The sequence below is a fragment of the Niabella drilacis genome (assembly GCF_900101395.1).
Classification (GTDB): Bacteria; Bacteroidota; Bacteroidia; order Chitinophagales; family Chitinophagaceae; genus Niabella; species Niabella drilacis.
Genome location: NZ_FMZO01000005.1, coordinates 53,365 through 76,405, shown reverse-complemented (window position 1 = coordinate 76,405; position 23,041 = coordinate 53,365). Strand labels below are relative to the sequence as shown.

The following is a 23,041-nucleotide window of genomic DNA, read 5'->3' as shown; positions in this document are numbered from 1 at the left end:
TTGCTTTTTATCATTTTACAAAGCCTATTTTATTCAACCAGTTTTGTACCGCTATCTGTACCTGCTTTTCTTTGTCACCTTGCATCACAAATAAAATTCCGTCTCTTTCTATACCGCCTTTGGTAGAAAAGCCTTCCAGAACTTTACTCTTCGGGCAAAGCTGCTTTACCGTTTCAAAGCTGCTGCCAACACCGTATCCGGCATTGGTATTAAAAGGAACTACTGTTTTCCCACTCAGGTCATATTGCTTTAAAAAGCTTTTCATAGGTGGAGGTAATTGCATACTCCAGGTAGGAAAGCCTATAAGAACTACATCGTATTTTTCAATGCTATCAATAGTTGTTTTTAGTGGCTGCAAAAACCCCGTTTCGTTTTCTCTGGCCACCTGATCTACCGTTTTTTTATAATCGGCGGGGTATGGCGTTTTTAATTCCAGCGCCACCAGGTCGCCACCTGTTTTTTTATGAATTATTTCGGCTACGGCTTTGGTGTTTTTTGTTCTTGATAAGTAAACGATCAGCACTTTTTTATCTTTCGGTAATTCGCCTTTTTCAGTTAAAGGGTTTTCTTTCTCAGATGCCAGTGCTTCCGCCCCTGAACAGGAGGTGAGCATTAAAAGAAAAATGTTTAGTAATAACCCGTATAATTTAACCCGCTTCATTTCTGCTGTCATTTAATGATACAAAGTTCTAAAGGACAAAGAAGTTTTATGGTAGACGGATTACTGGAATTACTACCAATATTACTTATCCAGTCCTTTTTGTTGTAACCATTTGGATAACTGGTCGGCGATTTGACCATTATTCAAATCTGACATGATGAAATGTGTATTGCCCCTAATCCCTATTTCCGGCAAATGAACAATGGTGGCGTCACCGCCATGCGCGTTTACAACTTTTGCCCATTGCCTTGCAGTGGCCAGCACATTACGCCAAAAGTTAAGCGAAGCCGCGTTGGTTTCTTCTTTGGGTATATAGTCGCCGTAGTAAATCACGATAGGTATTTTGGTTAATTTCAAAAACTCGTTAAGCGGCACACCTTTACCACCACGATTACCTTCAGGAACTTCGCCTTCGGGAAAAGTAAATCCGCCCGGCTCTATGGCTACGATGGCCTTTACCCGGCTATTTTGGATAGCCGTTTTCCAACCGGGAGAACCGCCGGCGGAATGGGTAAACAAGATGCCATCACCCGTTCTATCAAAAACGGCCGACATGGCATTGACGATAGTTGATTCATCTACATTTCCGGTGTTAGGCGTCATCATCCGGTAAAACTGATCCAACGATTTTTCGTCTTTTGGAAATTGTACACCTTCGTTAAAACTGGGATACAAACCTATACGAAATTGCGTAAACCAGGTTTGGTCATCAGGTGTTGCTGTGATTTGTCCCGGCTTTGTGGTTTGTCCTGCATCGCCGCGGCCCGGCTGGTCAACAAGATAAACTCCATATCCTTTTCGCAAGAAAATATCAGCAAAGCCCTCTCTGCCATCGGCAGTAGTTTGCCAACTGCGGCGGGATTGACCATAGCCGTGTAGGAATACCATTGAATAGCGTTTTGCATTTTCAGGAATCTGGTAAAAAACATCAGCATGGTCGCCATGCCGGGTTTGCCCGCCCTGCTGCACATTCCACGGTTTTAAGGCATCGAATTCACCTTCACTTTTAACCACCGTACCACCTGCCGAAAACGCCCCTTGCTGTTTAATGATCAAATTGCCACTTGAATGTGGTTTCGTTGACACACAAGATGCAATGCCAAATACAAGAATTACCAATAAATAAATACCAGATCGCTGTTTGCCCATTTGTTTATAATCTGCTGTTTTCCTTTTCATTTTATTAATAGTTACTATACAATTTTATTTTCCTACTCGTTTTTGTAAATGTTCAGGATACCTTGCCCCTACAATTTCGATATCTTTCAGCGCTTCACCGATACCCGCCAATTCGCTATTATTCAAGTGAATATCAGCACCCCCTACATTTTCCTGCAACCGGTGCATTTTTGTTGTGCCCGGAATGGGGACAATCCAGGTTTTTTGAGCCAGTAACCATGCTAATGCTATTTGCGCAGGTGTGGACTGCTTTTCAGCAGCAATGGCTTTCAACAGATCTACCAAGGCCTGGTTGGCTTTCCGGTTTTCTTCAGAAAAACGGGGAACGATGTTCCTGAAATCAGATGGATCGAATTTTGTGTTTTCATCAATAGCCCCAGTTAAAAACCCTTTGCCCAATGGACTGAACGGTACAAAACCAATACCCAGCTCTTCGAGCGTGGGGATGATCGCTGTTTCGGGTTCACGGTAGAATAATGAATATTCGCTTTGTAAGGCGGCAACCGGTTGCACAGCGTGCGCTTTGCGGATGGTTTCCACTCCGGCTTCTGATAGCCCCCAATACCGAATCTTACCTTCTTTGATCAAGTCTCCGATGGTTCCGGCAACTTCTTCGATGGGCACATCCGGGTCTACTCTGTGTTGGTAAAAAAGATCGATATAATCCGTATTCAAATACCTCAATGAATTTTCCGCCACCTGACGTATACGTTCCGGACGGCTGTCCAGTCCCTTGGATGAATCCCCGTCTTTGAAACCAAATTTTGTGGCAATTACAACCTGGTCTCTAAAAGATTGTACCGCTTTCCCTAAAAGAACTTCATTTCCTCCCTGACTATAGGCTTCAGCGGTATCAAAAAATGTAACGCCCAAATCGTAAGCTTTCCTGATCAGGGAGAGGGCATCAGCTTCTGCTGTAGCAGGCCCATAACCAAATGTTAGCCCCATACACCCTAAACCTAATGCAGATACTTCCAGTCCGCTATTTCCCAAAAATCTTTTTTTCATTTTTTGTGCTTTTTAATTGAATAGTGCAAAGTTCCGATCTGAAAATGAGGCTATTGGTATACAGATTACTGGTTTTACTACCATTATTACTGATTGGATGTGAGGAAAAGCTTCTGTTATCAGGGAGTTTGTACTTTTACATTAGAAAACAAGGATATGGAAAGAGCAATCACCTTTAATACCGTTCACGACTATAATGTCTTCAACAATAACCCCACCTTACATCCGCTGGTAAACATTGTGGATCTTTCTATGGCAGACCCCAGGTCCGGTCACCGGATGACCTTTAATATTTTTTGTATTGTACTCAAGAACATAAAGTGCGGAGATATCCGGTATGGTAATCATTATTATGACTACCAGGAAGGAACTTTGGTGTTTTTTTCTCCCGGCCAGGTAATCGATGTAACGAACCCCGAAGTGTATCAGCCTACAGGAACAGCGCTGACCTTCCACCCGGATCTGCTACTCAATACGCCGCTTGGAAAGCGAATGAATGAGTTCAGCTTTTTTTCTTACCAAACAAATGAAGCACTTCATCTGTCTGAACGGGAGAAGAAGATTGTACTTGAATGTTTTGATAAAATTACTTATGAATTAGGCCAGTCCATCGATAAGCACAGCAAAACACTAATTGCTTCCAACATTGAGCTGTTTTTAAACTATTGTACCCGGTTTTACGACCGGCAATTTATTACCCGCGAAAATGTTAACCGGGGCATACTGGAAAAATTTGAAGAATTGTTAAACAGTTACTTTGTCTCTGAAAAACCGCAGCTGATTGGTTTGCCTTCGGTTGCTTATTGTGCTGGTGAGCTACATTTGTCCGCCAACTACTTTGGAGATTTAATCAAAAAAGAAACCGGTAAATCTGCCCAGGAATACATCCAGAATAAAATAATAGATACAGCAAAGAATAAGATATATGATGCTGGCAAAACCGTTAATCAAATTGCTTATGAGCTGGGCTTTAAATATCCCCAACATTTTACTCGCTTATTTAAGCAAAAAACCGGCGTAACTCCTAATGAATACAGGAGCATGAACTGAAGAGGAGAGTTCTTCCGTTTATTTGAAGCATTAACGATGATTACGTATCAAATCTAACCGTTTGGCTCCAGGAGATTGTTAAAATCAGACATTAAGCAGTTCATTATTTTTAAGAAACCTGTTCCACTGCTGTGATAACTTCATGAATGCCGAACGGTTTATTAATAAAAGCTTCAGCGCAGGCGTCTTCTACATTGCTAAACTGATATGCCGACATAATGATCACTGGTATATGGTTTGTTAAGCCGTTTCCTTTTATCTTTTTGCACAAATCAATACCATTACCATCGGGAAGCATAATATCCAGTATGATTATATCGGGAAGCTTTACTGCAAGGGCATCATTCAGGTCTTTAGCTGAAGTACCCGTTCTAACCTTATAAAGTGCGCCCTTAAGAATATATTCTATCAAATAGCGTATATCATCATCATCTTCTATTATTAAAACATCTTTTTTCACACCTAATAAAATAAATTACTTAATAAAATGTTTCTAATCTTTCTTTTGCGGGAGTGAAACGGTAAAAATAGATCCGCCGCCTTTCCGACTTTTTGCTTCTATTGTTCCTCCATGTCGAACAATGATTTCTTTGCTTATATATAAACCAATTCCTAACCCGGAAATATTTGACTGATCATCAACGGCCCGGTAGAACTGACTAAAAATTTCAGCCAAATGTTCATTATCAATGCCAATGCCTTCGTCCCTGACTGATAAATGAATGTTGTCACGTGATTCCCATATTTTTATTTCAACGTCTCCTCCTGATGGAGAATACTTAATTGCATTATTAACCAGGTTTGTAAGTACCTGCTCCAGTCGAATTCTATCAGCATAAACGATTATGGGCTCCCTGTTTTTAACGCTGAGGGTGTGTTTTTCAAAGTGGATAAAGCTGGAGAGGACCTCCGTTGCCATACTAACAATATTAAAGTATTCATAACGAAGCTGAAGTTTTCCAAGTTGAACGCGGGAAACATCCAAAAGATCGTTCAGTAACATTATTAATTTATTCACTTGCCGACTGCATCTTTCAAGCAAACTGAAATTAATGCCATCCGGGGAAACATTCTTTTGTAATACTTCTAAAAATCCTCGCAAAGAAGTGATGGGCGTTTTTAGTTCATGAGTTGCCAGTGCGATAAATTCGTCTTTTTTTTTGTTCAACATTTTAATCTCCTCATAAAGCTGTTCTTTTTCCTGCTTGGCCGTAATGTTTTCAGAAATATCCCGCACAATTTTAGATGCTCCAATAATTTCATGGCGCTCATTAAATATCGGTGACAAGGTAAGAGAAATAGGGATTTGTCTGCCATCGCTGGTAACACGCATCGTTTCAAAATGTTCCAAACGCAAGCCTTTGGAAATTTGTTGTATGATAAAATCTTCTTCGTGTATCCGGTCTTCTGGTATGATCAATGATATGTGCTTGCCCAGTACTTCTTTTTCTGAATATCCAAAGAGCCGTTCAGCAGCGGGGTTCCAACTTGTTATAATACCCTTCAGGGTTTTACTTATTATTGCATCCTGAGAAGAGGATACAATCGCTGCCAGTAATGCCTGTTTCTCTTCTGCTAATAATCCCAAACTCTGGTTATTCATTTTATAAAGTATGTATGTAAAGCGCTGGGAACCTTTTAGAGCCAGGGAGCCCAACAATCTTTACAAAACCACAATTTTCAATCCATAAATAAGGTTTTGTGCAAAAATTCTCTATAGTGCCTATAATATACGCCTGTTAGAACGTGAATTTATAAACGAAAGTCCTATTCTATGCATATTAACAACAACTCTTTAGTACTTAGCCCTGCCTAACAGCTATTGAAATAGTAATCAAATGTAATGCCTTTTCATGCATAGTTTAATTTCTATAATGCTGTTCTTCCCTGACGCAGTACTGCCTGCTGACTCCTGGTGAGGAAAATATTACCCCTTCTTTCTCTTGAAAATGAAAAATAATATCTGAGCTATGATTTTGTAAAAAGAGTGCCTGTTAGCGGCTCTTTATATGCGCTCTTTATAAGAAAACATTTGTGGGGGACCGGTCATTGCAGATACACATCAAACCTGTGATATATGTAAGTCTGGCATATAAATATGTAACGCAAATAACGACAAATTGAAGATCTTTATAAACATTGACCTCCCAGGCATCTAATTTTAGGCGTTTTCAAATTATGAACATAATGGCTACTAAAAGCAATCGCTTTTTTGAACCGGCAACGGACGGAAAAGGAAATCTGAAACAGACGGAAAAGGGAACCATCGGGTTGAAAAAAACCTGGTTCATACTTGAACCGAAAGAAAAAAAGATGAGATCATCCCGGGGGGTACTAGCTAACTATTCAAAGATGCGTGAGCGGATTCTAAAATTTGTAAGAAGCATACAGCTGTAGCAAATTTATTGAACAGGTGAAGATCTGTTATTAATAAAAACAAATGTCAACCATAACCCTTTTCCTATATAAAGGTTGCATTATGCAAAAAATGCCTTTATTTAATACAAAAGATAAACTGAGCACGGTGTATAAAATAATGGCTGTAAATTTTATACGTATCGAAAAAGTGGCTCAATTTATAATAGAAGCGCCGGATGATTTTGTTTTTGAAGATGTTTCAAATGATGTACTACTCCAAATGTGTAATAATGCAAAGCAAAGGATCAACCATCATTTTATAGCCGTTAAGACGACGTCCTTTAGCAGGTGCTACAAATTCATTCAAAAGAGGGCTTTTACATAAGGCCGGTTGTTAACATACTGTTCACCTGAGGATGTAAAAAAGACGTTTAAAATCAGCGTCTGAATACATTTTCAAAAAAGTTAAGGGTTTAATAAAAGGAATTATGCATATTCCTGTTCAATTTGAATTTGAAGGAAAAAAAATCTTTGGTGAGCTGAGAAGAAGCAAGAAGATGAATTCCAGACATTACCGGTTATATATTAACAACCGGGAAGTGGGGGAATTTTTTAAAACAGAACGTTTCGGATGGCAATATACAACCCAACAGGGATACTTTCCGGTTATAGCCATGCAGCTATTGCCATATGTGGATGAAAGAGAAGACTGATAAAAATTGCTGCAGTTATTTTGGGCACCTGAGTTCTACAGAGTTGGGAAAGCGCTGCGCCTGATCCAGTTAAAAGCGGAAACCTCACTTTTCGCAGCATCCGGCAGATCCCGCGTAATGGTCTGCTCAATGATCCTGCCTTCCAGGAGGCTTACCCGCCCGGCCAATGATGCGTAAAAGTTGATCAGGTAAAGCACCTGATCGCCATTATTTTTATCAAATCTTCTGCGGCTGGGCTGGCCACTAAAAGCAGGCTGTTCGTTGTTCCAGGTATAGTGGGTGCCCGACAGATCTTGTTTTTGGAAATGCATGGTACATGTTTTAAAATGAAGCACACTGAGTACTCACAACAGTTATACTATTAAAAAAGAAGGGGCCGGACGGCCCCTTCGAACATTTATTACCATTTTCTATTAGACCGCTCTTCCCGTTCTTTTGCAGCCGAAACAGCAATTCTCCTGCCATCGACATCCTTACCGTCCAGCTCTTTCATTGCAAGTGTGGCATCTGAAACTGAGCCCATTTCTACGAAGCCAAAGCCCCGGCTCTTCCCGGTGGTTCTATCCATAATTACTTTGGCAGAAGACACTTGTCCGAAGCTGCTAAAAAGTTCGCGCAAATCATCGTCAGAGGCATGAAACCCCAGGTTTGAAACATACATGTTCATTGTAAATAAATTTTTCTTTTAAAAAATAGAGGCTAAATGCGGCAGCAAAAAAAGAAGAAGGAGAAAAATAAATGCTATTGGTGCGTAGTAGATATGTAACTGATCCTGACTTGAAGTGATGGAGTATTTATGCCTATCCTTGTAAAGATAAGGCTTTTTAGGCAAATGTGAGTTTTTCTTTTTAAGGGATTAAGAGAATTAAAGTAGGGATGCCATTTGCATCCTATATCCACCAAATGCCCTGTGCCACAAGGTTGCAGGATTTTATAAACAAATGAGTGACATCGCCTGGAGATGGAAACATACCACGCGCGCTGCCTGGTGTTATGAGTTCTATTATATCGTTTTTGGAATTTATAGAACAGATCTCAAATACATCCGTATCCTTTTTGCGTTCCTCATCAAATTGTTCTTCAGGAGCTCCGCTGGAAGGAAATCTTTTTATAATATCTCCTTTCCGTAATAACGGAACCTGTGCTGTTGAGATCTTTTTGCTGGTCATATCAAACAGTTTAGCAGATAAAAAATTTTAATGATGATTGAAGCAGGCACCGGAAAGGAAGTAGTACAAAAGGGAAGACACTACAGCCGAAAACGATCTGCAGAAAAGAATATCGTAGTATAAACATATAGGAAGCTTTCTTTTGAGCAACCAGGCACACTATATTCCTTACTGAGACGAATAAAGCTTCTTTATTAATTCCGTGAATCTTCTGGTAGCTGAATATTCTTTAAAGCCAGGAATAAACGATTTAAACTGAAATAGCTACTTTTTTAATATCGGTAACAATGTAGTAGAGCGATCCGCTTCTTAATTCATTATAGCCATCCCAATCGTCTAAATGTATCGTCGTACCTGTGGCTGCATAATTGTTTAACAATGCAATAGCGTTTCCGGTAAAACAGACATTCGTCGATATGTTTTCTTTATCCCCGCCCAGGATGTTCAGTTTGTTGCCTGCATGAAATTGATTTTTGGACATAAAAGTTGTTTTTAAATTATAGTAAATAAAGCGGGTAGAAAAATACGTTTCCTTAAGCCATTACCGGTTTTTTGGCAAAGCGTATAATGCGTAGCCATTTTAATAACAGGATAACCGGGTACACCGGATCTACCTCGTGCCAGCGGTTACCAAAATTTACAGAAGACGGATGTTTATGATGATTGTTATGATACGATTCTCCCAGCATTAACACATCTACCACCAGTAAATTGCGTGATGTATTTCTGAGTCTGAAGTTTATATATCCGTATTTATGTGCAAACCAATTTACCAAAGCTCCATGAAAAGCGCCCATCGTAATAACAACAGGTAGCAATAGCCACCACCAGAACGAAGAAGCAAAAATCAAAAAAAATGAAATATAGATCACTACCCAAAGTATACGTGACAGCGGGGAGTTTGCCCAGCGATCAAAACCGTGCCAGTGGGGCAGATTCTTTTCAAATCGTTTTTCTATAGGATATCGCTGGTGTACGATCGCTGAATAGATTTTTTTAGTACGCCACATCATGCTAAACATATTGGAAGAAAAATTAGGTGAGTGTGGGTCTTTTTCCGTATCTGTATAAGCATGATGCATCCGGTGCATGATTGCATAAGCCCGCGCACTCATGTAAGAAGATCCCTGGGTTAGGTAGGAAAACACGAAAAAGAAGCGCTCCCAGAACCTGCTCATCGTAAAGGAGCCATGCGCTGCATACCGGTGCTGAAAAAAAGTCTGACTGAATAGCGAAAGATACCACAACGCTACAAAAAAAATTAAAATCGTCATAATACTATGATGCGTAAAACAGGAATGCAGAAAACGGTATAAAAAGGAGCCGCTTTTGAATGAGAAGAAGAAGGGGAGCGGGAACCCGTGGATGTTTCGCTGTATCTGTAACCAGCTAAAGATACAACCTTTTGATCATATGGTCAAATAGAATGCAATAGCTGTAGCGATGGGCGATGGATCGTTTCGCCTTTTTAATGGCTATAATGCAACAACAAAAAAAGGCAGAATATTTCTTTCTGCCCCACGTTTTCAATAAGATGGATTTCTTTACTGGTATATAAAACAGATGAAGGGTTAGGCGCTGGGTTGTACTTTCCTGAGAATATTAATTACCTCGTCTCTTTTTTTGTTAAGCCGGGTTCCTACCCTGGTGAGTAAGTCATTCTCTTTTCCTTTTTCAAATTTCAGATCGGCATCCACTAAAAGCGGATATTTTTCTTTAAGTGTCTTTGACTGACTGGTCCAATCTCCTATCATTTTAAAATTTTCATTGTTTGTGATTTTACCTGTGTACATGACATTTTATTTAATTTGTAACGGATTTGTTACGCAACAAAGGTCAGGTGTTTTTGAGGCGCTATTACTACACATGCGCTCATTAAACTTACAAATATCACAGGTTTTCGAGGTTTTGCTTACGTTTTAGCTTCAATTGCTTATAAAAAGAAGGAGTTAGTCCTGTGATCTTTTTAAACTGGTTAGATAAATGCGCTGCACTACTATAATTAAGTCTGTAAGAAATTTCTGTCAGGTTCAATTCATCATATAATAACAATTCCTTTACTTTTTCAATTTTATGCATAATGATAAATTGCTGCAGGTTGATGCCCTTTACCTCTGAAAAGGTGTTGGAAAGATAAGTGTAGCTGTATCCTAACTGTTTACTGATATAATCAGAATAGTTTACTTTAGGTAATTCGTCCGCATGGTGGATCATTTCCGTTACAACGTTTTTTATTTTCTCAATCAGGATACTCTTTTTGTCGTCCAGTAATTCCAGGCCATATTTAAGCAGGTTTATTCCAAGCAGATGGCGCTGGCCTTCGGTAATTGTTTCCTGAAGATCAACCACGCCAAGATCTACAGAACCGTGCTGAATGCCCAGTTTTTTCAATTCCTCCTGTACTGCCATTTTGCATCGGAGGCTTACCATGTATTTTATGTATATCCTCATTGCTATGATTTACCTGGCTAAGATTCCTCCCCGGCCGGTTTCATGATGTACGCACACTCACACTTTACAGAGTTGTTATCCGGGCCTGATTGTGAGGCATGTTATCAAAAGACTCATTTTGAGGAAAAGATCAATGGCATGAATCAGGATTTACCCGGGATCCTTTGTGTGCGTTCCCTCATCAGGCAAATAGCCTGTTCCCTGGTTTCAAATGTATTATTGATGTTAACCAGATTACTGGCCAGTTTATTATATTGCCGGGTCATTAAATAATAAAAAACATGAAGATAATGGATGCCATCAAATACAATGGCTTTCTGCCGTGCAAACTCATCCTGCCGCTTTAAAAACTCCTGCGGCATGTCTGTATAATGCATACCCGGCCGCAAGTGATGTATGATATGGTACCCATCATTCCAGCATGTGTGATTATAGGGCGTATTAATACAGTTAATTGAATTTGTATAGATGTTTTCAGGATTGCTGCCGTCTATAAACGAATGTTGTGCCCAGTTCCCCAGCATCATTACAAACCGGGCAAACAGCAACGGAAAAACACATACCATTAATGTGGCCTTCAAATTGACAAAGCAGAGCACAATACAAAAAATGATGTATGACCATTCTCCAACGGTTAACCGAGTGTACAATTTCTTCCTTTTGCGGCTATATAAATACTGAAAGGTTTGCATCACTCCCAAAAACAGAAAGTTAAAAAAATAGGATAAAAAGCTTTTGAAACTATCCCTTTGGTAGTGCATCGTACTGCTGGAGTCTTCTTCGTTATTGTTTTCAACATGATGCATTCCCATGTGGTGGCTGAAATAACTTTCGGGAGTATGTCCAAACAGCGGGCAAATAATCCAGCTGATGTATCCATGAATTTTTTGCTGATGACCGGGCTTGAACATTTTCCTGTGGCACAGGCAATGGAACATTAACCCGAAGCGGCCCTTAAAATAAAACTGAGAAAAGTAAAAATAGATAAGCGCCACCAGCCACCATGCCCATCCTTTTAACAGAGGGGTAAAAAGCAGCAGTGCAACCGGCAATATGAAAATATGGATCCGAGTAAGCAGATACATAAAGGGAAGATCCCGTTTGTCATTCATAAAGCGGAGCCAGAAATTTTCGTAACGGCTAAAATGGGCTTTAGTTGTATAAACGGGATCCGTTAAGGCGGATAAAATTTTCATTCTTAAATTTTTATTGTTTTTAGACGCCCGATGTATTGGAGTAACCTTTGATTCGAAAAGCTCTCTCACATCGGATTTATCCGTATATTCTATTATTGTTCGCCGTTGATGGAAGACTTTAGCAGCTGGTTTGAATTTCGCACATTGTGTTGTGTGGAGAATAATAATTGTGCTCCGTTTCAGGCAGACATTTTAAATATGTAGTTAAATATTTTCGTAAGATACTTATTTAAACCGGCATTATTAATATTTACTGGCTCTGCCGGTGTTAAAGAATCGCCATTATCGGGATTGTAATTGTTCTGATTATTTGCAATAGGTCAATAAGGTAACTTATTTATTACCCTGTTTGCTGCGGCCGGTATTCGATAATTGGCTGACCTCTAATGGCTGAGATGGATGCAGGCCTTTTTTTAAAATGGAATTTTCATCAAGCACCTGACTTTGATTTGCTTTTATAGACTACCAGGGTTTGTATAAAACATTGATTATAAACAATGCCAAAACCCACCGGTAATCAATGTTTTCTATTTTTCAGAAAAAGCATAAAACGTCATCGCTGTGAAAATATAATGATCAATACCGGTTAAATGAACTACCTTCGGTTCTTTGTATGTTATCCTACACTGGATTTGTCTTCCTTCCTCCATTCAAATATAGTGATTGCTTAACGTAAGACAGGCATCGCCTTCGCACTGTTTGTGAATAGCATTGCCCTATTTTATCATTTTTTAATTTACTTAATTTTGTCATTTAACAATTTACAGCTTATTGCGCCTTTGCTAAAGGCGCTGAGTGACACATGCTATACTACACCCACCCCTGTACAGGAACAATCCATCCCGGTAATTTTGCAAAACAGAGATGTGCTTGCCTGTGCTCAAACCGGCACCGGCAAAACGGCCTCTTTTGCCCTTCCGCTGTTGCAACTGTTGCACCTGCAGGGAGCAACAAAGCAAAATAATTGCCGGGCTTTAATTTTAGTACCTACGCGGGAGCTGGCGCTACAGGTGGCGGAAAGTTTTGGTGTTTACGGAAAGTACCTTTCGTTAAAACACCTGGCAGTTTTTGGAGGCGTATCTCAATATAACCAGGTGAAAGCATTGCGGCAAAAGGCTGATGTTCTTATTGCAACTCCCGGCCGTTTGCTGGATTTACTTAACCAGGGCTGCCTTTCTTTAAGCAATATTCAATACCTGGTACTGGATGAGGCTGACCGTATGCTGGATATGGGCTTTGTGAATGATGTGCGAAAGATCCTGTCCAGATTACCTTTGCAAAGACAAACAATCCTGTTTTCTGCAACCATGCCTACGGAAATTCAACAATTAGCCGGTACGCTGTTAAGCCAGCCAATAAAAATAACAGTAACGCCACCGGCAACAACAGTTGACCGTATACAACAATCGTTGTATTACACAGAAAAGCGGTTTAAGCCTTCGTTGTTGTTGCAGTTACTGAAAGATGAGCGCATTCAGACAGTGCTGGTATTTGCGAGAACAAAACATGGAGCCGATAAGATCACCCAAAATCTTACTGGTGCGGGTATAAAAGCTGCTGCCATACACGGAAACAAATCGCAGTCTGCAAGGCAAACGGCGCTACTGAATTTTAAAAAAGGGGCAATAAAAGTGTTAGTGGCCACGGATATTGCAGCCAGGGGGATTGATGTAGACCACATGGGACATGTGATCAACTATGAGCTGCCAAATGAACCGGAAACCTATGTACATCGTATCGGGCGTACGGGAAGAGCAGGCGCAGAAGGCATTGCTATTTCTTTTTGCGATTATGAGGAGAAATTGTATTTACGCGATATTCAAAAACTGATCCGTAAAAGCATACCGGTTATAAAGGGGCATGCTTTTGATGTACCCCTGATGCACGGAGATGATTTTAAAGCAGCGGATTCGTTGCAGATACCGCGCCGAACAAACCGCCCGGCTAAAAGAAAGGGCCGGTCGTTTATGCAGCATATTTAATCAACAATGCTGTAGTGCCAGAGCTCCTAGCCATATTTTTATTTTAGGTGAAAGCTTTCCGGAAATAAGCCTGCATCATAAAATACAGTGGCATAAAAATGTATTAATGGAAAATGTAAAAATCGGAGACACAGTTACACTGCAGTCTCCGTTCGATTCTAAAAGACAATATACCGTGTTAGAAATAAATGGTAATTATGTTACCCTGCACCTGGCTGGGCAGCGCAAAAACCTGGTTATTTATATCAAGTGTATAAAAGGTAAACAATAGATTTAAGGAATAGGGACGATTTTTTTTATGAATTGTATGGCACCGGGTTATAAAACAGGTTGTTTAGCCAAATTAGTTAACAATTTTGGGGCCGCTCTTTGAGAACTGTTCGTATAAAGAGTAAACACGCTAAAAAAGCTCAGCAATATATTAACGAGTTTGCTCTAAAAAAGCGGTATATTCAGGAACTGTAAATTACTTCCATGACCTGTTCTACTTTTTTAGGGATTTTTGGGTATCATTACAGGAAAAGCCAGGGGATTAGCTCGGCAGCTTTTTTCCCGGGATACGGGACTGAATAACAGGCTTAAAATCTCCAACAGGGCACAGTCCGTTTTGGTGCCGGTAAGCGTTGGTATGGATATCAGTTTGCTATTATGTTTATTAACCGCAGAACGAAACAACATGGAACAAGATCCTGTTTTAATAATAACCAGCTTCCGGAAAACTGCGTTTCGATTGTTTGAAGAGCTTTACCACGATTTTAAAGAGCAGGCTGGGAAATTAGACCGTCAAACAGACGAAAATGTATTTCAACAGTTGTGTGGAAGATACGAGCGCCGGCTGCAATACCAATTGGGCCTGGAGGCCAAAGATTTGATACGCACTTATAAACGAAACGACATATTACAGTTACAGCAATCGCTTACTGAGCATATTACGTATTGCCTGTTGGAGTTTAAAAGAAAAGCCGGTAGCCTTTAGAAGGCGCCATTAGCCGGTAATCTCCAGCTTTGTAAATCCATCTCCATAAAAAACGCGGGCCAGATCTTTATTTCCGGTCTTGTCATATTCAGCAATCCTGCTTTCATCTACAATCCGCCAAAAATTTTTCAGCTTTAATTCATTAGTCTGTTGTTTGTATAAATAGCCCTTTAATTGAAGAACGACTTTTAAACCAGATCTCGAATACGGGTCGGTTTTGTTTTTGTATGGCGCTGCCTATTTGTTCGGATGTCATATAAGTAAATATATTTATCGGGAAGGTTTGTGACGTAACAGGTTTGTTTATAATGATCAATGGTCTATAAGTGCATAATTATTGTTCAACGATTATGCCTGATAATATGGGCTTCATTCATCCAGCTAAACTGCATGTGAGCCCGGTGCTGTCTTTTAAAAATACATGGTATCAAATTCAAATAGTGATCAAAACACTCGGAGGACTGAAGAAATACCCAACTCCCCCAATTCTGTTATCAGGCTTCCCTATTGAAACCCAACCGTTATTTATGATTGATTTTGGTTAAACTGCGTGAATGAAAGCGGAATGAGACAGGAATACAAAAAGTCAGAGAAATAAGAACCGTAGAAAATTTAAATTACTTTATGTGCTATTACGTTGCTGAAGATACACTATTAATAACATACTACAACAAAAAAAATATATTGCCGGATTACCTGGACTCAAAAAAGGAAATCAGGTATAAATTTAGAAGATATCAGATGGAGTTGCTTCAATATGGTTCCCTTTACAAAAAGAAGATTAAATACCTGCATCAGGAGATTGTTTTTCCTTTTTGAATCTTCGTATAATTTTAATTACAACAGGCACCGTAACCAGCACAATAATTGCCATCACTACATAATTAAGGTAAGGGCGTAAAAAGGGCATGGTTCCTATTACATAACCGGCAATTGAAAAACAAAGTATCCATCCTACAGAACTAATAAAGGCAAATAACAAAAAACGGCTGAATTTTTGTTGGATGATGCCCCCAACAATGGGAGTGAAAGTGCGAATCAAAGGAAGAAATGCACCAACAATCAATGCCATGCCGCCATATCTTTTATAAAAGTTTTCCGCTTTTGTTAAATACTGCTTTTTAAAAAAAGCTGAATCTTCCCTGCGATATAAAACAGTCCCTGTCTTATAACCGACAATATAACCCGTAATATTTCCCATTAGCGAAGCTAAAATTCCTAAGCTGCACAGCGTAAAAAAGCTATGGTCCAGCACATTGGTAGCAATCAATACGCCTGCCATAAAAAGAAGCCCTCCACTTGGAAGAAAGAAACAGAAAAAAAGGCCTACCTGCCCATAAATTGCCAGGCAAACAAGTAGTAACCCGCCATATTGAATTAGTGCCTCGGGATTAAACATTTGATTTTAGTTAAACAAACTGCTTTGAAAAGCTACTTAAAATTCTCTTTTGGATAAAACAAATTTTTGTTTACGGCAAAATTTGATTGTAACAGCACGATATAAGGGCGCAATAGTCGTAAAATCAAAATCCATTTTAAACTATATTTAGCCGCGGAAAGCGACCTGCCTTTTTAAATATAAGAGAGCCAATCTCTTTTAATTCCTGTATCGCCCGACTCACTTTCTGCCTCACGATTTCCAGCTGTGCATATCCAACCTCAAAATCTGCATCATACCTTGCCGAGCAATAGGACTTTTGAAGCAGCCTGAATGCTTCTTGTTCCTTTTGTGTTGCTCCGCAAAAATCTGCTGCAATGCCAGGGGCTAAAAAGCCAAAGTATTGATTAAGGTGGTTGATGTTATGAATATGCAGCTCCAGCCCGGTTTGGGATTTAATAAAGGCTGTCAGCAGTAATTCTGTAGCCTGGTGATACATAAAAAGCGCCAGCTTATACTGTTTGCGAACGGTAAAAAGCGCTGCCCCGGCGATGTACTCGTTATAAAGAGTAAAACATTTTTGGAAACATGATTTCTCCGTTTCCGGAATGCTTTCCGCAATAATATCCTTGCCCCATTCTTCAAGTTCCGGGTTGGTGTTATAAATAAACGGAGCGTTTAACAAAACAGTTAACGCAAAAGGATCTTTTGCGCTTAGCCAACGTACAAAAGTGCTTGTTTGCATTACAATACAGCTAACAGCATGAAAGTGGTTACACTTTTGCTCCATTTCATCCTGGTATATCTTATGCCGCTTATCATCGCCAGTAATCAATACCAGCAGCCAAAAAGCTGAAGTGTACGCGCTGGCAGCACAAGATTCCATAAAAATATTGTGAGCTGTATTTTCTTTTTTACCTAAAACAAAGATGGTGTCCACCTGCGTAATCTTGGTAATAGTGTCCACCACCTTTGTGGCAATGGCTTTATCGTCTTCGGTCAGATAAAGCGCTTTATGGTTAGCAACGGTTTCTTCTTTCATGGTTAACTGTGTTTAATATGCCGGGGTTTGCGGAACCATTTTTTAAACCACCAGGTTTCGTGCTTATCCCGCCATTTGGCGTAGCGGTCTACCATTTTGCCATTGCTTTCGCGTGGAAACAGCAGGCCAACGGCATCCATTTCCTTAAAAATTTCGCGAATATCGGCTTCCGTATAATGCTCCTGCCCGTAGCCGTGTGCAATAAAATAGTTGATCAGGTGTTCTTTTTCTGTGTCCCGGCCCTTACGATTCCAACTGCCGCAGGACAGATTATCCATAAAGTCGGTTAGGGCCTCCTGGGGCGTTACGTCCATCAGGCGGCAGAGCAGCAAAAATTGATAGGGAAGAATGAAATTAAAGTCAGCAAAGCGTTCATAGGCCCCGGTTTGCCACTTTAGTTCCGGCTTGGGCTTGCGCTGTTTTTGTTTGGGGGTGGGTTTCTTTTTCATTTGTTTGCATTTATACCCTAAATCTGCACCCACTACAGCCGCTATCCTAACTGAAAAGGCGATAATTTATTGGAAAAATGAGGTATTTTAGCGCGACGATTTATTTATCTTTGAAAAACGCTGTAAGGGCATAAAAATCAAATCTTATGGAGAAAACAATACATCAGGGCAGAAATGTAAAGCGGTTCAGGGAAATGCTGGGCATAAAGCAAGAAGCATTGGCTTTGGATTTAGGTGATGATTGGAACCAGCGTAAAATATCACTGTTGGAGCAGAAGGAAGTAATTGAAGAGCCTTTGCTAAAGCAAATCTCTGAGGTATTAAAAGTACCTGTAGAGGCAATCACAAATTTTGATGAAGAGCAGGCCGTGAATATTATTGCCAATACATTTCACGATAGTGCTGTAGCTAATACATTCACCGAAAACTCACAAGCCAACTTTCACTGCACATTCAACCCCATAGATAAATGGGCGGAAGAGATTGCCGAAAACCGGAAATTATACGAGCGCCTGTTACAGGCTGAAAAGGAGAAAATGGAGCTTTTGCAGAAGCTGCTGGAGAAAGTGAAGTGATTTTATGTTTTGGAGAAGTCTTAGTAGACGCCTTTAAAATTAAAAATAGATAACCTATTGATAATGAAATTTTTAATAAATTTCAATCAAATCTAATTTTCTACACCAGCTTTTAAGCACATTATTAGCACGAAACTGTAAATTTGCAAAAAATAAACCCATAAGTTGATTTTATGACATTTTGCTCTATATTTGTGTTTCCAAACAATAAACTTTACGCCGTAAAGTTTGATGGAGAAACGCAAGATGAGTACCAAAAAGCATTTAATCAATGGCAGGATGTGGAATACCTGCACGATTTTTTTGAGGAGCATAAAGCAGACCTGGAAAATGGATTTTATAACTGTCCCTCTGTAGATGAAGCAATAGCGCAAACGCTGAAAGAAAGCCGCGAATTTGAACAACGTATAAGAGCTTTATGCAAGCAGGAAAAAAACAACCTCAATGATGTAATCTTTCGTCCTTTAAATAAAAAAGAAACAAAAATTGAACTTCAGCAAAATAAAGCGTATGGCATGGGTAATTCCCGCAGTTGGCTGCGACTGTATGCAATACGATTAAGTCAATCGATTTATTTTGTTACTGGAAGTGCAATAAAATTAACAGCTACGATGAGCGAAAGAGAACACACAAAAAAAGAATTGGAAAAACTAACAAAAGTAGCGCAAGACCTCAAAGATGAGGGAATAATAGAGGAAGATGATTTTGGCTATCTTGAAATTCAAAATCAATAGTTCTTATTATGAAAAATCAAGAAGAAATTTTAAGCAAACTGAAAGAAGTTGCAACTGTTGAACAGTCGGATTGGATTAAAGATGCCGATTACAGGCATGAAAATAAAGGATGGCTTTTAAAATCGCAATTAACGGCCATTCAAATATTAAGGGCATTAAAGAACCAGCATCTTTCCCAAAAGGATTTAGCGGCAAAACTAAATGTAAGCCCGCAGCAGGTTAATAAATGGGTAAAGGGCCAGGAAAATTTCACCTATGAAACAGTAGACAAAATAGAGCGAGCTTTAGGCATCCGCATAACCAATATTGCGGGTGAGTTTGATGATGAAAAAACAGAGGTAGTTGTCAAAAAAACATCCGAATATCAGAAAGCAGATTATTCAATGCCTCACTTTCAACAAAGCGAAATTTCAAAGACTACTACATTGATTTCGATGAAAGCTTATACATTCGAAAAGTGCGCCCCAACACCCTCTTTCTTAGAAGCCGTTTAAAATGGAAAAATATATTCAATTCCAGATTGCCAAAATAAATACAGTACAATTTGCTACTGTTGAAAGCGCATACCCTGATGTGCCCGGCACAAAGGTGGAAACAACTTCCCGTCTCTATTTTAATATAGACCATACTAATAAATATATACGGTGTGGTATTGATATTGGCTTTGAAAATGAAAAAGCGCCTTTTATTATTCTGGATGTGAATTGTGAATTTTCTATTGCGCAGGAGAGTTGGCAAAGTTGTTTAAGAGAAGATAATAAAATTGAGTTTGAGAAAGGTTTTGTTCAGCACCTTGCAGTTTTAACAATTGGTACCGCAAGAGGTGTTTTACATGCGAAGACAGAAAACACAAAGTTTAATAAATACCTGCTGCCTACACTTAACTTAACAGAGCTCTTCCAGGAAAATATGATTTTTGAAATACGCGCTATTTAATCCGGATTTGGCAGCCTCTTTTTCTGTATCAGATATAAACATCCGACTGTTCCGGGGAGATGTTTTTTTCATCTGACTCAACGCTGTAATTCGAGTAGTGTTGTGGCCTTATTATATTTTGTAATCATCCTTTAATTCATAAAATGTTACTGGAATAGAAGGCTTTTTCTCCTTCTTTTGCTCTTCGATATGAATAGCAAAGGATAAATACATAATTGCTGATCGTGCCATTTGCATAAGTACATACACCTTTTCCTCAAATTCATCTCTGGTTATTTGGAAAGTCAGGTCATTGTCTGTTAAGCCTGTTTCACCATACTCGACAATTTTAAATGATTTATGCTCTATAAAATTCCTGATCGTAGCAATCTGCTGTGCTTCTGGGAGAATAGCCTTAGAAAATTGCGACTCAAATTCCACTAAATCTTTACTTAACCAGTACATTCCACGTAAAGGCCAGTTTTGTGAATTAATAATAATAGGGTTTAATTCTGACTGGTTGTTCTTTCTTGATTTGGAACACCATATTTTTCTGAAAGAAACATCTTTGGGATTTAATCCGAGTTGTAGATACTCATTAAGCAAATATGCAATCTTATCAAATAAAGAATAACACACTCTGAATACAATTTTAAGTTTCTCAGTATTGATAGAGTATAGCGAATAGTCAAGAGTGTCCATCTGCTTGTTTTCTTTATCTGAAAAATGGACTTCTGTCTGATTAATCCCTTCATAATAAAGGAACCGGGCACTAACATACTCTTGTTTTATTTGATTATATATTGTATGATATACAGGCGGTTGGTCTAAGTCCAATGTTATCGTTGGCAGATAGAAGCAATCATGCCCCACTATGTTTTCAGAAAGAAAATCGTTAAGTGGATTAATAAAAAGTGTGTTCTGGATACACCATTCCCTATATGCTGTTTCTTCTTTGGAGTTGCCCAAGCTGAAATCCGTAAGAGGTTTAATATTCTTTAAATTATCTGCACCGTAGCGCTCTTTGATAGTTTCTGCTACATATTTAAACCCATCCTGCCCTTCTTTATAAACGTCATCACGTGTGCTGGCTTCTACTAAATATTTATACGCAAATTGACAAAATAAGAAACGATGCCCCTCATCATAAAGCGCTCTGGCATAGTGAGCAAGACCAAACCCTAAATTCCCAACAGCCATTCCAAAGCCGGGCATAATTCTCATAGCCTTCTGCCAATATTGCGTGGCCTCTACAAATCTACCTATATGAGAAAATGTGTTACCAAGATTGATAAGAATCTGTGATTTTAATTCTGGGCTATCAAAATTATTAGTAAGAGTTAGAGCCATGCGCAGATGGATTACCTGATTTTCTATTTCAGGTGTTTGAAACGCCCAAAATTCAACAGAATTGAGTGTTTGTATAAATCGTTGTAAATACGCCCAACCGTTTGAAACGAAGTAATGAAATGTTGCTTTTTCATAATCGCTAAAATTATCCAGTTTCTGTTTTTCAGAAAACCCTAACCCTCTTTCAATAGCATTTTTATCATTCTGCTCACGACCTGTTTCAAAAATAATAGCAAGAATATTGCAGACTTGGTCAGGTTCAAATTCATTAAGGTTATTCAACGCTAATAAATCCTCAAAAGTCAGTTCCATACAAAAAATTTATTCACATCAAATGTACTAATAAATTTAGTAATACTTTTGCATAAAGCACGAAATGTATGATAAGAGTATACTGCGATAGTAATATATATCGTTACTTGAACACAAAACATCCTGGTTATAATCAAGAATTGTTGAATGCCTTTGACGCATTAAATGATAAAATGCTTTTTACTTTTTCAGATGCTCATTTAGATGATTTAAAAGATAGCAAGCCAGAATATATAGAAGCGGATTTGCTTTTAATGGGGAACTATGTAAAGGACAATTATTTTTTGCACGATTTAATACGTGATAAGGCTACTGGTCCTTATCTGGCAACACCAATACAAGCATTCAAAGGAAAAGATTATGACGCTTATAGAAAAACATTTGAAAATCCATTTGATATTGACGCTCTATTAAATGATCTTGATGATTTTCCAGAAGGAAAACTTGCTAAACAATTGCTCAAGGGGTTATTGGATATCCCAATAGGCGCAATTGCGAGTCAACATAATTTCGCTGCTATGGACGAAAAGAGTATAGCGCTTTTTAACAAAATGATCCCCGGATATAACCCTCAAATGAGCATGAATGAGTTTATAAATAGCATATGGCCATATAGCAAGTCGCTATTAGAAGATAAAAAGGAGTTTACTGAGTTAAGAAGGTTTGTTTCTTCGTATATGAATAGAGATGATTATAGTTTTGAAAATTGGGGAATGGCTTTTGATGAAAGGATTAAAAAAAGCACGCTTGGTAAATCATATTTAGAGTTAATCGATAGCATTCTTTCGGATAATCAAAAAAAGGATCTTTATCAAAGATTTAATTATGCTTACAACATGCTCGAAACGTTTAATATAACCCAGGAACGATCTGGAAAGTCAATTAAGAAATTCAATATGAATAGCCTGAATACAGATGCGCTTCATGCATGGTATGCTTCTTTTAGCGATTATCTTGTTACTGACGACAAAGGCTTACAAGTAAAGGCATTTATTGTTTATCAACTCTTAGGTCTACCGGTAAAAGTTTTGTCTTCAAAGGATTTTATTAATTACAGAACGTTGTTGCTCGGCCAAGAAGAAACATTACAAACATTTATCAAATCAATTCAACATGATTTAAAACATAGTATGCAGCTGTATGATAGAAATGATCCTTTTAAAAACGAATCAGTAAAAACTTTTAAACCGGGGCATCCCTATTTTAATTACTTCAACCGTTTTCAAATTATTCATTCTGAAGAAATCTCATTTATTGCGTTCTACTGCGATAGGAATAGTCATGCAAGTTTTATGATGTATCGCGAAATCGAATTACTTGTTGCAAAATTAAATCGCATGCTGGGTATAGATATTGACGGCAGAGGAGAATACAAAATGGAAGAAAATGACAAGTACAATGATGACGAATATATCCGAAAATGGATATTTGGAAATATGCATTTCAGGTTATTAACTGCTTCAAAAAGTTGGGGTAATACAATTTGCTTAGGATTTGAGATTTTAGATGAACAATAATAATATCTAAATTGCAAATGCCGCGA

Annotated in this window: 27 protein-coding genes; 10 read left to right on the top strand and 17 right to left on the bottom strand. The window is 38.7% G+C overall.

All coding sequences use genetic code 11. From position 1 onward, the window contains the following. Window positions 1-10: 10 nt before the first annotated feature. The 3 genes from BLS44_RS10735 to BLS44_RS10725 form a co-directional block, all read right to left on the bottom strand. Window positions 11-661, bottom strand: a complete 651-nt coding sequence (locus BLS44_RS10735; protein WP_090390294.1) for a flavodoxin family protein — start codon at window positions 659-661, stop codon at window positions 11-13. An 81-nt stretch (window positions 662-742) separates the two neighbouring features. Beyond that, window positions 743-1,840, bottom strand: a complete 1,098-nt coding sequence (locus BLS44_RS10730) for an alpha/beta hydrolase (protein ID WP_090390073.1) — start codon at window positions 1,838-1,840, stop codon at window positions 743-745. Window positions 1,841-1,864: 24 nt separating this feature from the next. Next, a complete protein-coding gene (locus tag BLS44_RS10725; RefSeq protein WP_008582775.1) occupies window positions 1,865-2,848 on the bottom strand; it encodes an aldo/keto reductase in 984 nt (327 codons plus the stop codon). 156 nt (window positions 2,849-3,004) lie between these two features. On the opposite strand from BLS44_RS10725, the gene BLS44_RS10720 reads away from it, so the two are divergent. Next, complete coding sequence (locus tag BLS44_RS10720) at window positions 3,005-3,898, top strand: helix-turn-helix domain-containing protein (RefSeq protein ID WP_090390072.1); 894 nt, start codon at window positions 3,005-3,007, stop codon at window positions 3,896-3,898. Window positions 3,899-4,007: 109 nt separating this feature from the next. Here BLS44_RS10720 and BLS44_RS10715 read toward each other — a convergent pair whose 3' ends face one another. Together BLS44_RS10715 and BLS44_RS10710 are read right to left on the bottom strand one after the other, a co-directional pair. Next, complete coding sequence (locus BLS44_RS10715) at window positions 4,008-4,358, bottom strand: response regulator transcription factor (RefSeq protein WP_008582779.1); 351 nt, start codon at window positions 4,356-4,358, stop codon at window positions 4,008-4,010. Between the two features lie 33 nt (window positions 4,359-4,391). Next, window positions 4,392-5,501 (bottom strand): PAS domain-containing sensor histidine kinase, encoded by a 1,110-nt coding sequence (locus BLS44_RS10710; RefSeq protein WP_143019728.1) that lies wholly within the window; start codon window positions 5,499-5,501, stop codon window positions 4,392-4,394. Between the two features lie 885 nt (window positions 5,502-6,386). Here BLS44_RS10710 and BLS44_RS10700 point away from each other — a divergent pair. Together BLS44_RS10700 and BLS44_RS10695 are read left to right on the top strand one after the other, a co-directional pair. Next, window positions 6,387-6,641: a hypothetical protein gene (locus BLS44_RS10700; protein ID WP_245605231.1), complete on the top strand. Its 255-nt coding sequence runs from the start codon at window positions 6,387-6,389 to the stop codon at window positions 6,639-6,641. Window positions 6,642-6,744: 103 nt separating this feature from the next. Next, window positions 6,745-6,969, top strand: a complete 225-nt coding sequence (locus BLS44_RS10695; RefSeq protein WP_008582786.1) for a hypothetical protein — start codon at window positions 6,745-6,747, stop codon at window positions 6,967-6,969. A gap of 35 nt (window positions 6,970-7,004) precedes the next feature. Here the strand turns inward: BLS44_RS10695 and BLS44_RS10690 are convergent, their stop codons facing one another. The 8 genes from BLS44_RS10690 to BLS44_RS10655 form a co-directional block, all read right to left on the bottom strand. Next, entirely contained in the window at window positions 7,005-7,280 is a 276-nt protein-coding gene (locus tag BLS44_RS10690; RefSeq protein WP_008582788.1) for a hypothetical protein, read from the bottom strand. Window positions 7,281-7,369: 89 nt separating this feature from the next. Then, window positions 7,370-7,636: an RNA recognition motif domain-containing protein gene (locus BLS44_RS10685; protein WP_008582790.1), complete on the bottom strand. Its 267-nt coding sequence runs from the start codon at window positions 7,634-7,636 to the stop codon at window positions 7,370-7,372. A gap of 223 nt (window positions 7,637-7,859) precedes the next feature. Then, window positions 7,860-8,138 carry a hypothetical protein gene (locus tag BLS44_RS10680; protein ID WP_008582794.1) on the bottom strand — a complete coding sequence of 93 codons (279 nt, stop codon included), beginning with the start codon at window positions 8,136-8,138 and terminating at the stop codon, window positions 7,860-7,862. Window positions 8,139-8,388: 250 nt separating this feature from the next. Continuing rightward, window positions 8,389-8,619: a hypothetical protein gene (locus tag BLS44_RS10675; RefSeq protein ID WP_008582795.1), complete on the bottom strand. Its 231-nt coding sequence runs from the start codon at window positions 8,617-8,619 to the stop codon at window positions 8,389-8,391. Between the two features lie 52 nt (window positions 8,620-8,671). After that, complete coding sequence (locus tag BLS44_RS10670) at window positions 8,672-9,412, bottom strand: acyl-CoA desaturase (protein ID WP_090390070.1); 741 nt, start codon at window positions 9,410-9,412, stop codon at window positions 8,672-8,674. 297 nt (window positions 9,413-9,709) lie between these two features. After that, window positions 9,710-9,931, bottom strand: coding sequence for a hypothetical protein (locus BLS44_RS10665; RefSeq protein WP_008582797.1), 222 nt, complete (start codon window positions 9,929-9,931; stop codon window positions 9,710-9,712). A 97-nt stretch (window positions 9,932-10,028) separates the two neighbouring features. After that, window positions 10,029-10,589, bottom strand: a complete 561-nt coding sequence (locus tag BLS44_RS10660; RefSeq protein ID WP_176954373.1) for a helix-turn-helix domain-containing protein — start codon at window positions 10,587-10,589, stop codon at window positions 10,029-10,031. 143 nt (window positions 10,590-10,732) lie between these two features. Beyond that, window positions 10,733-11,785, bottom strand: a complete 1,053-nt coding sequence (locus BLS44_RS10655; RefSeq protein WP_090390069.1) for a fatty acid desaturase family protein — start codon at window positions 11,783-11,785, stop codon at window positions 10,733-10,735. 746 nt (window positions 11,786-12,531) lie between these two features. Here BLS44_RS10655 and BLS44_RS10650 point away from each other — a divergent pair. Together BLS44_RS10650 and BLS44_RS10640 are read left to right on the top strand one after the other, a co-directional pair. Next, complete coding sequence (locus tag BLS44_RS10650; protein WP_090390068.1) at window positions 12,532-13,767, top strand: DEAD/DEAH box helicase; 1,236 nt, start codon at window positions 12,532-12,534, stop codon at window positions 13,765-13,767. Between the two features lie 676 nt (window positions 13,768-14,443). Beyond that, window positions 14,444-14,743 (top strand): hypothetical protein, encoded by a 300-nt coding sequence (locus tag BLS44_RS10640; protein ID WP_008582816.1) that lies wholly within the window; start codon window positions 14,444-14,446, stop codon window positions 14,741-14,743. 781 nt (window positions 14,744-15,524) lie between these two features. Here BLS44_RS10640 and BLS44_RS10620 read toward each other — a convergent pair. The 3 genes from BLS44_RS10620 to BLS44_RS10610 all read right to left on the bottom strand — a co-directional run bounded on the left by BLS44_RS10620 (window position 15,525) and on the right by BLS44_RS10610 (window position 17,612). Continuing rightward, on the bottom strand, window positions 15,525-16,142 hold the full coding sequence (locus tag BLS44_RS10620; protein ID WP_090390065.1) for a DedA family protein: 618 nt from the start codon (window positions 16,140-16,142) through the stop codon (window positions 15,525-15,527). 136 nt (window positions 16,143-16,278) lie between these two features. Then, window positions 16,279-17,163, bottom strand: coding sequence for a HEPN domain-containing protein (locus tag BLS44_RS10615; protein WP_090390064.1), 885 nt, complete (start codon window positions 17,161-17,163; stop codon window positions 16,279-16,281). 2 nt (window positions 17,164-17,165) lie between these two features. Next, window positions 17,166-17,612, bottom strand: a complete 447-nt coding sequence (locus tag BLS44_RS10610; RefSeq protein ID WP_143019727.1) for a hypothetical protein — start codon at window positions 17,610-17,612, stop codon at window positions 17,166-17,168. A 146-nt stretch (window positions 17,613-17,758) separates the two neighbouring features. Between BLS44_RS10610 and BLS44_RS10605 the strand changes: the two genes are divergently transcribed. From BLS44_RS10605 to BLS44_RS10590, 4 genes are all read left to right on the top strand, one after another. Next, a complete protein-coding gene (locus tag BLS44_RS10605; protein ID WP_090390062.1) occupies window positions 17,759-18,187 on the top strand; it encodes a helix-turn-helix domain-containing protein in 429 nt (142 codons plus the stop codon). A 173-nt stretch (window positions 18,188-18,360) separates the two neighbouring features. After that, window positions 18,361-18,921, top strand: a complete 561-nt coding sequence (locus BLS44_RS10600; RefSeq protein WP_090390061.1) for a hypothetical protein — start codon at window positions 18,361-18,363, stop codon at window positions 18,919-18,921. Window positions 18,922-18,929: 8 nt separating this feature from the next. Then, entirely contained in the window at window positions 18,930-19,415 is a 486-nt protein-coding gene (locus tag BLS44_RS10595; RefSeq protein ID WP_090390060.1) for a helix-turn-helix domain-containing protein, read from the top strand. Between the two features lies 1 nt (window position 19,416). Then, a complete protein-coding gene (locus BLS44_RS10590; RefSeq protein WP_090390059.1) occupies window positions 19,417-19,857 on the top strand; it encodes a hypothetical protein in 441 nt (146 codons plus the stop codon). Window positions 19,858-19,968: 111 nt separating this feature from the next. Here the strand turns inward: BLS44_RS10590 and BLS44_RS10585 are convergent, their stop codons facing one another. Next, the gene (locus tag BLS44_RS10585; protein WP_090390058.1) at window positions 19,969-21,498 is read right to left on the bottom strand and encodes an LA2681 family HEPN domain-containing protein; all 1,530 of its coding nucleotides are present in this window, start codon (window positions 21,496-21,498) and stop codon (window positions 19,969-19,971) included. A 107-nt stretch (window positions 21,499-21,605) separates the two neighbouring features. Between BLS44_RS10585 and BLS44_RS10580 the strand changes: the two genes are divergently transcribed. Further along, complete coding sequence (locus tag BLS44_RS10580) at window positions 21,606-23,015, top strand: hypothetical protein (protein WP_143019725.1); 1,410 nt, start codon at window positions 21,606-21,608, stop codon at window positions 23,013-23,015. The last annotated feature ends 26 nt before the right edge of the window (window positions 23,016-23,041 follow it).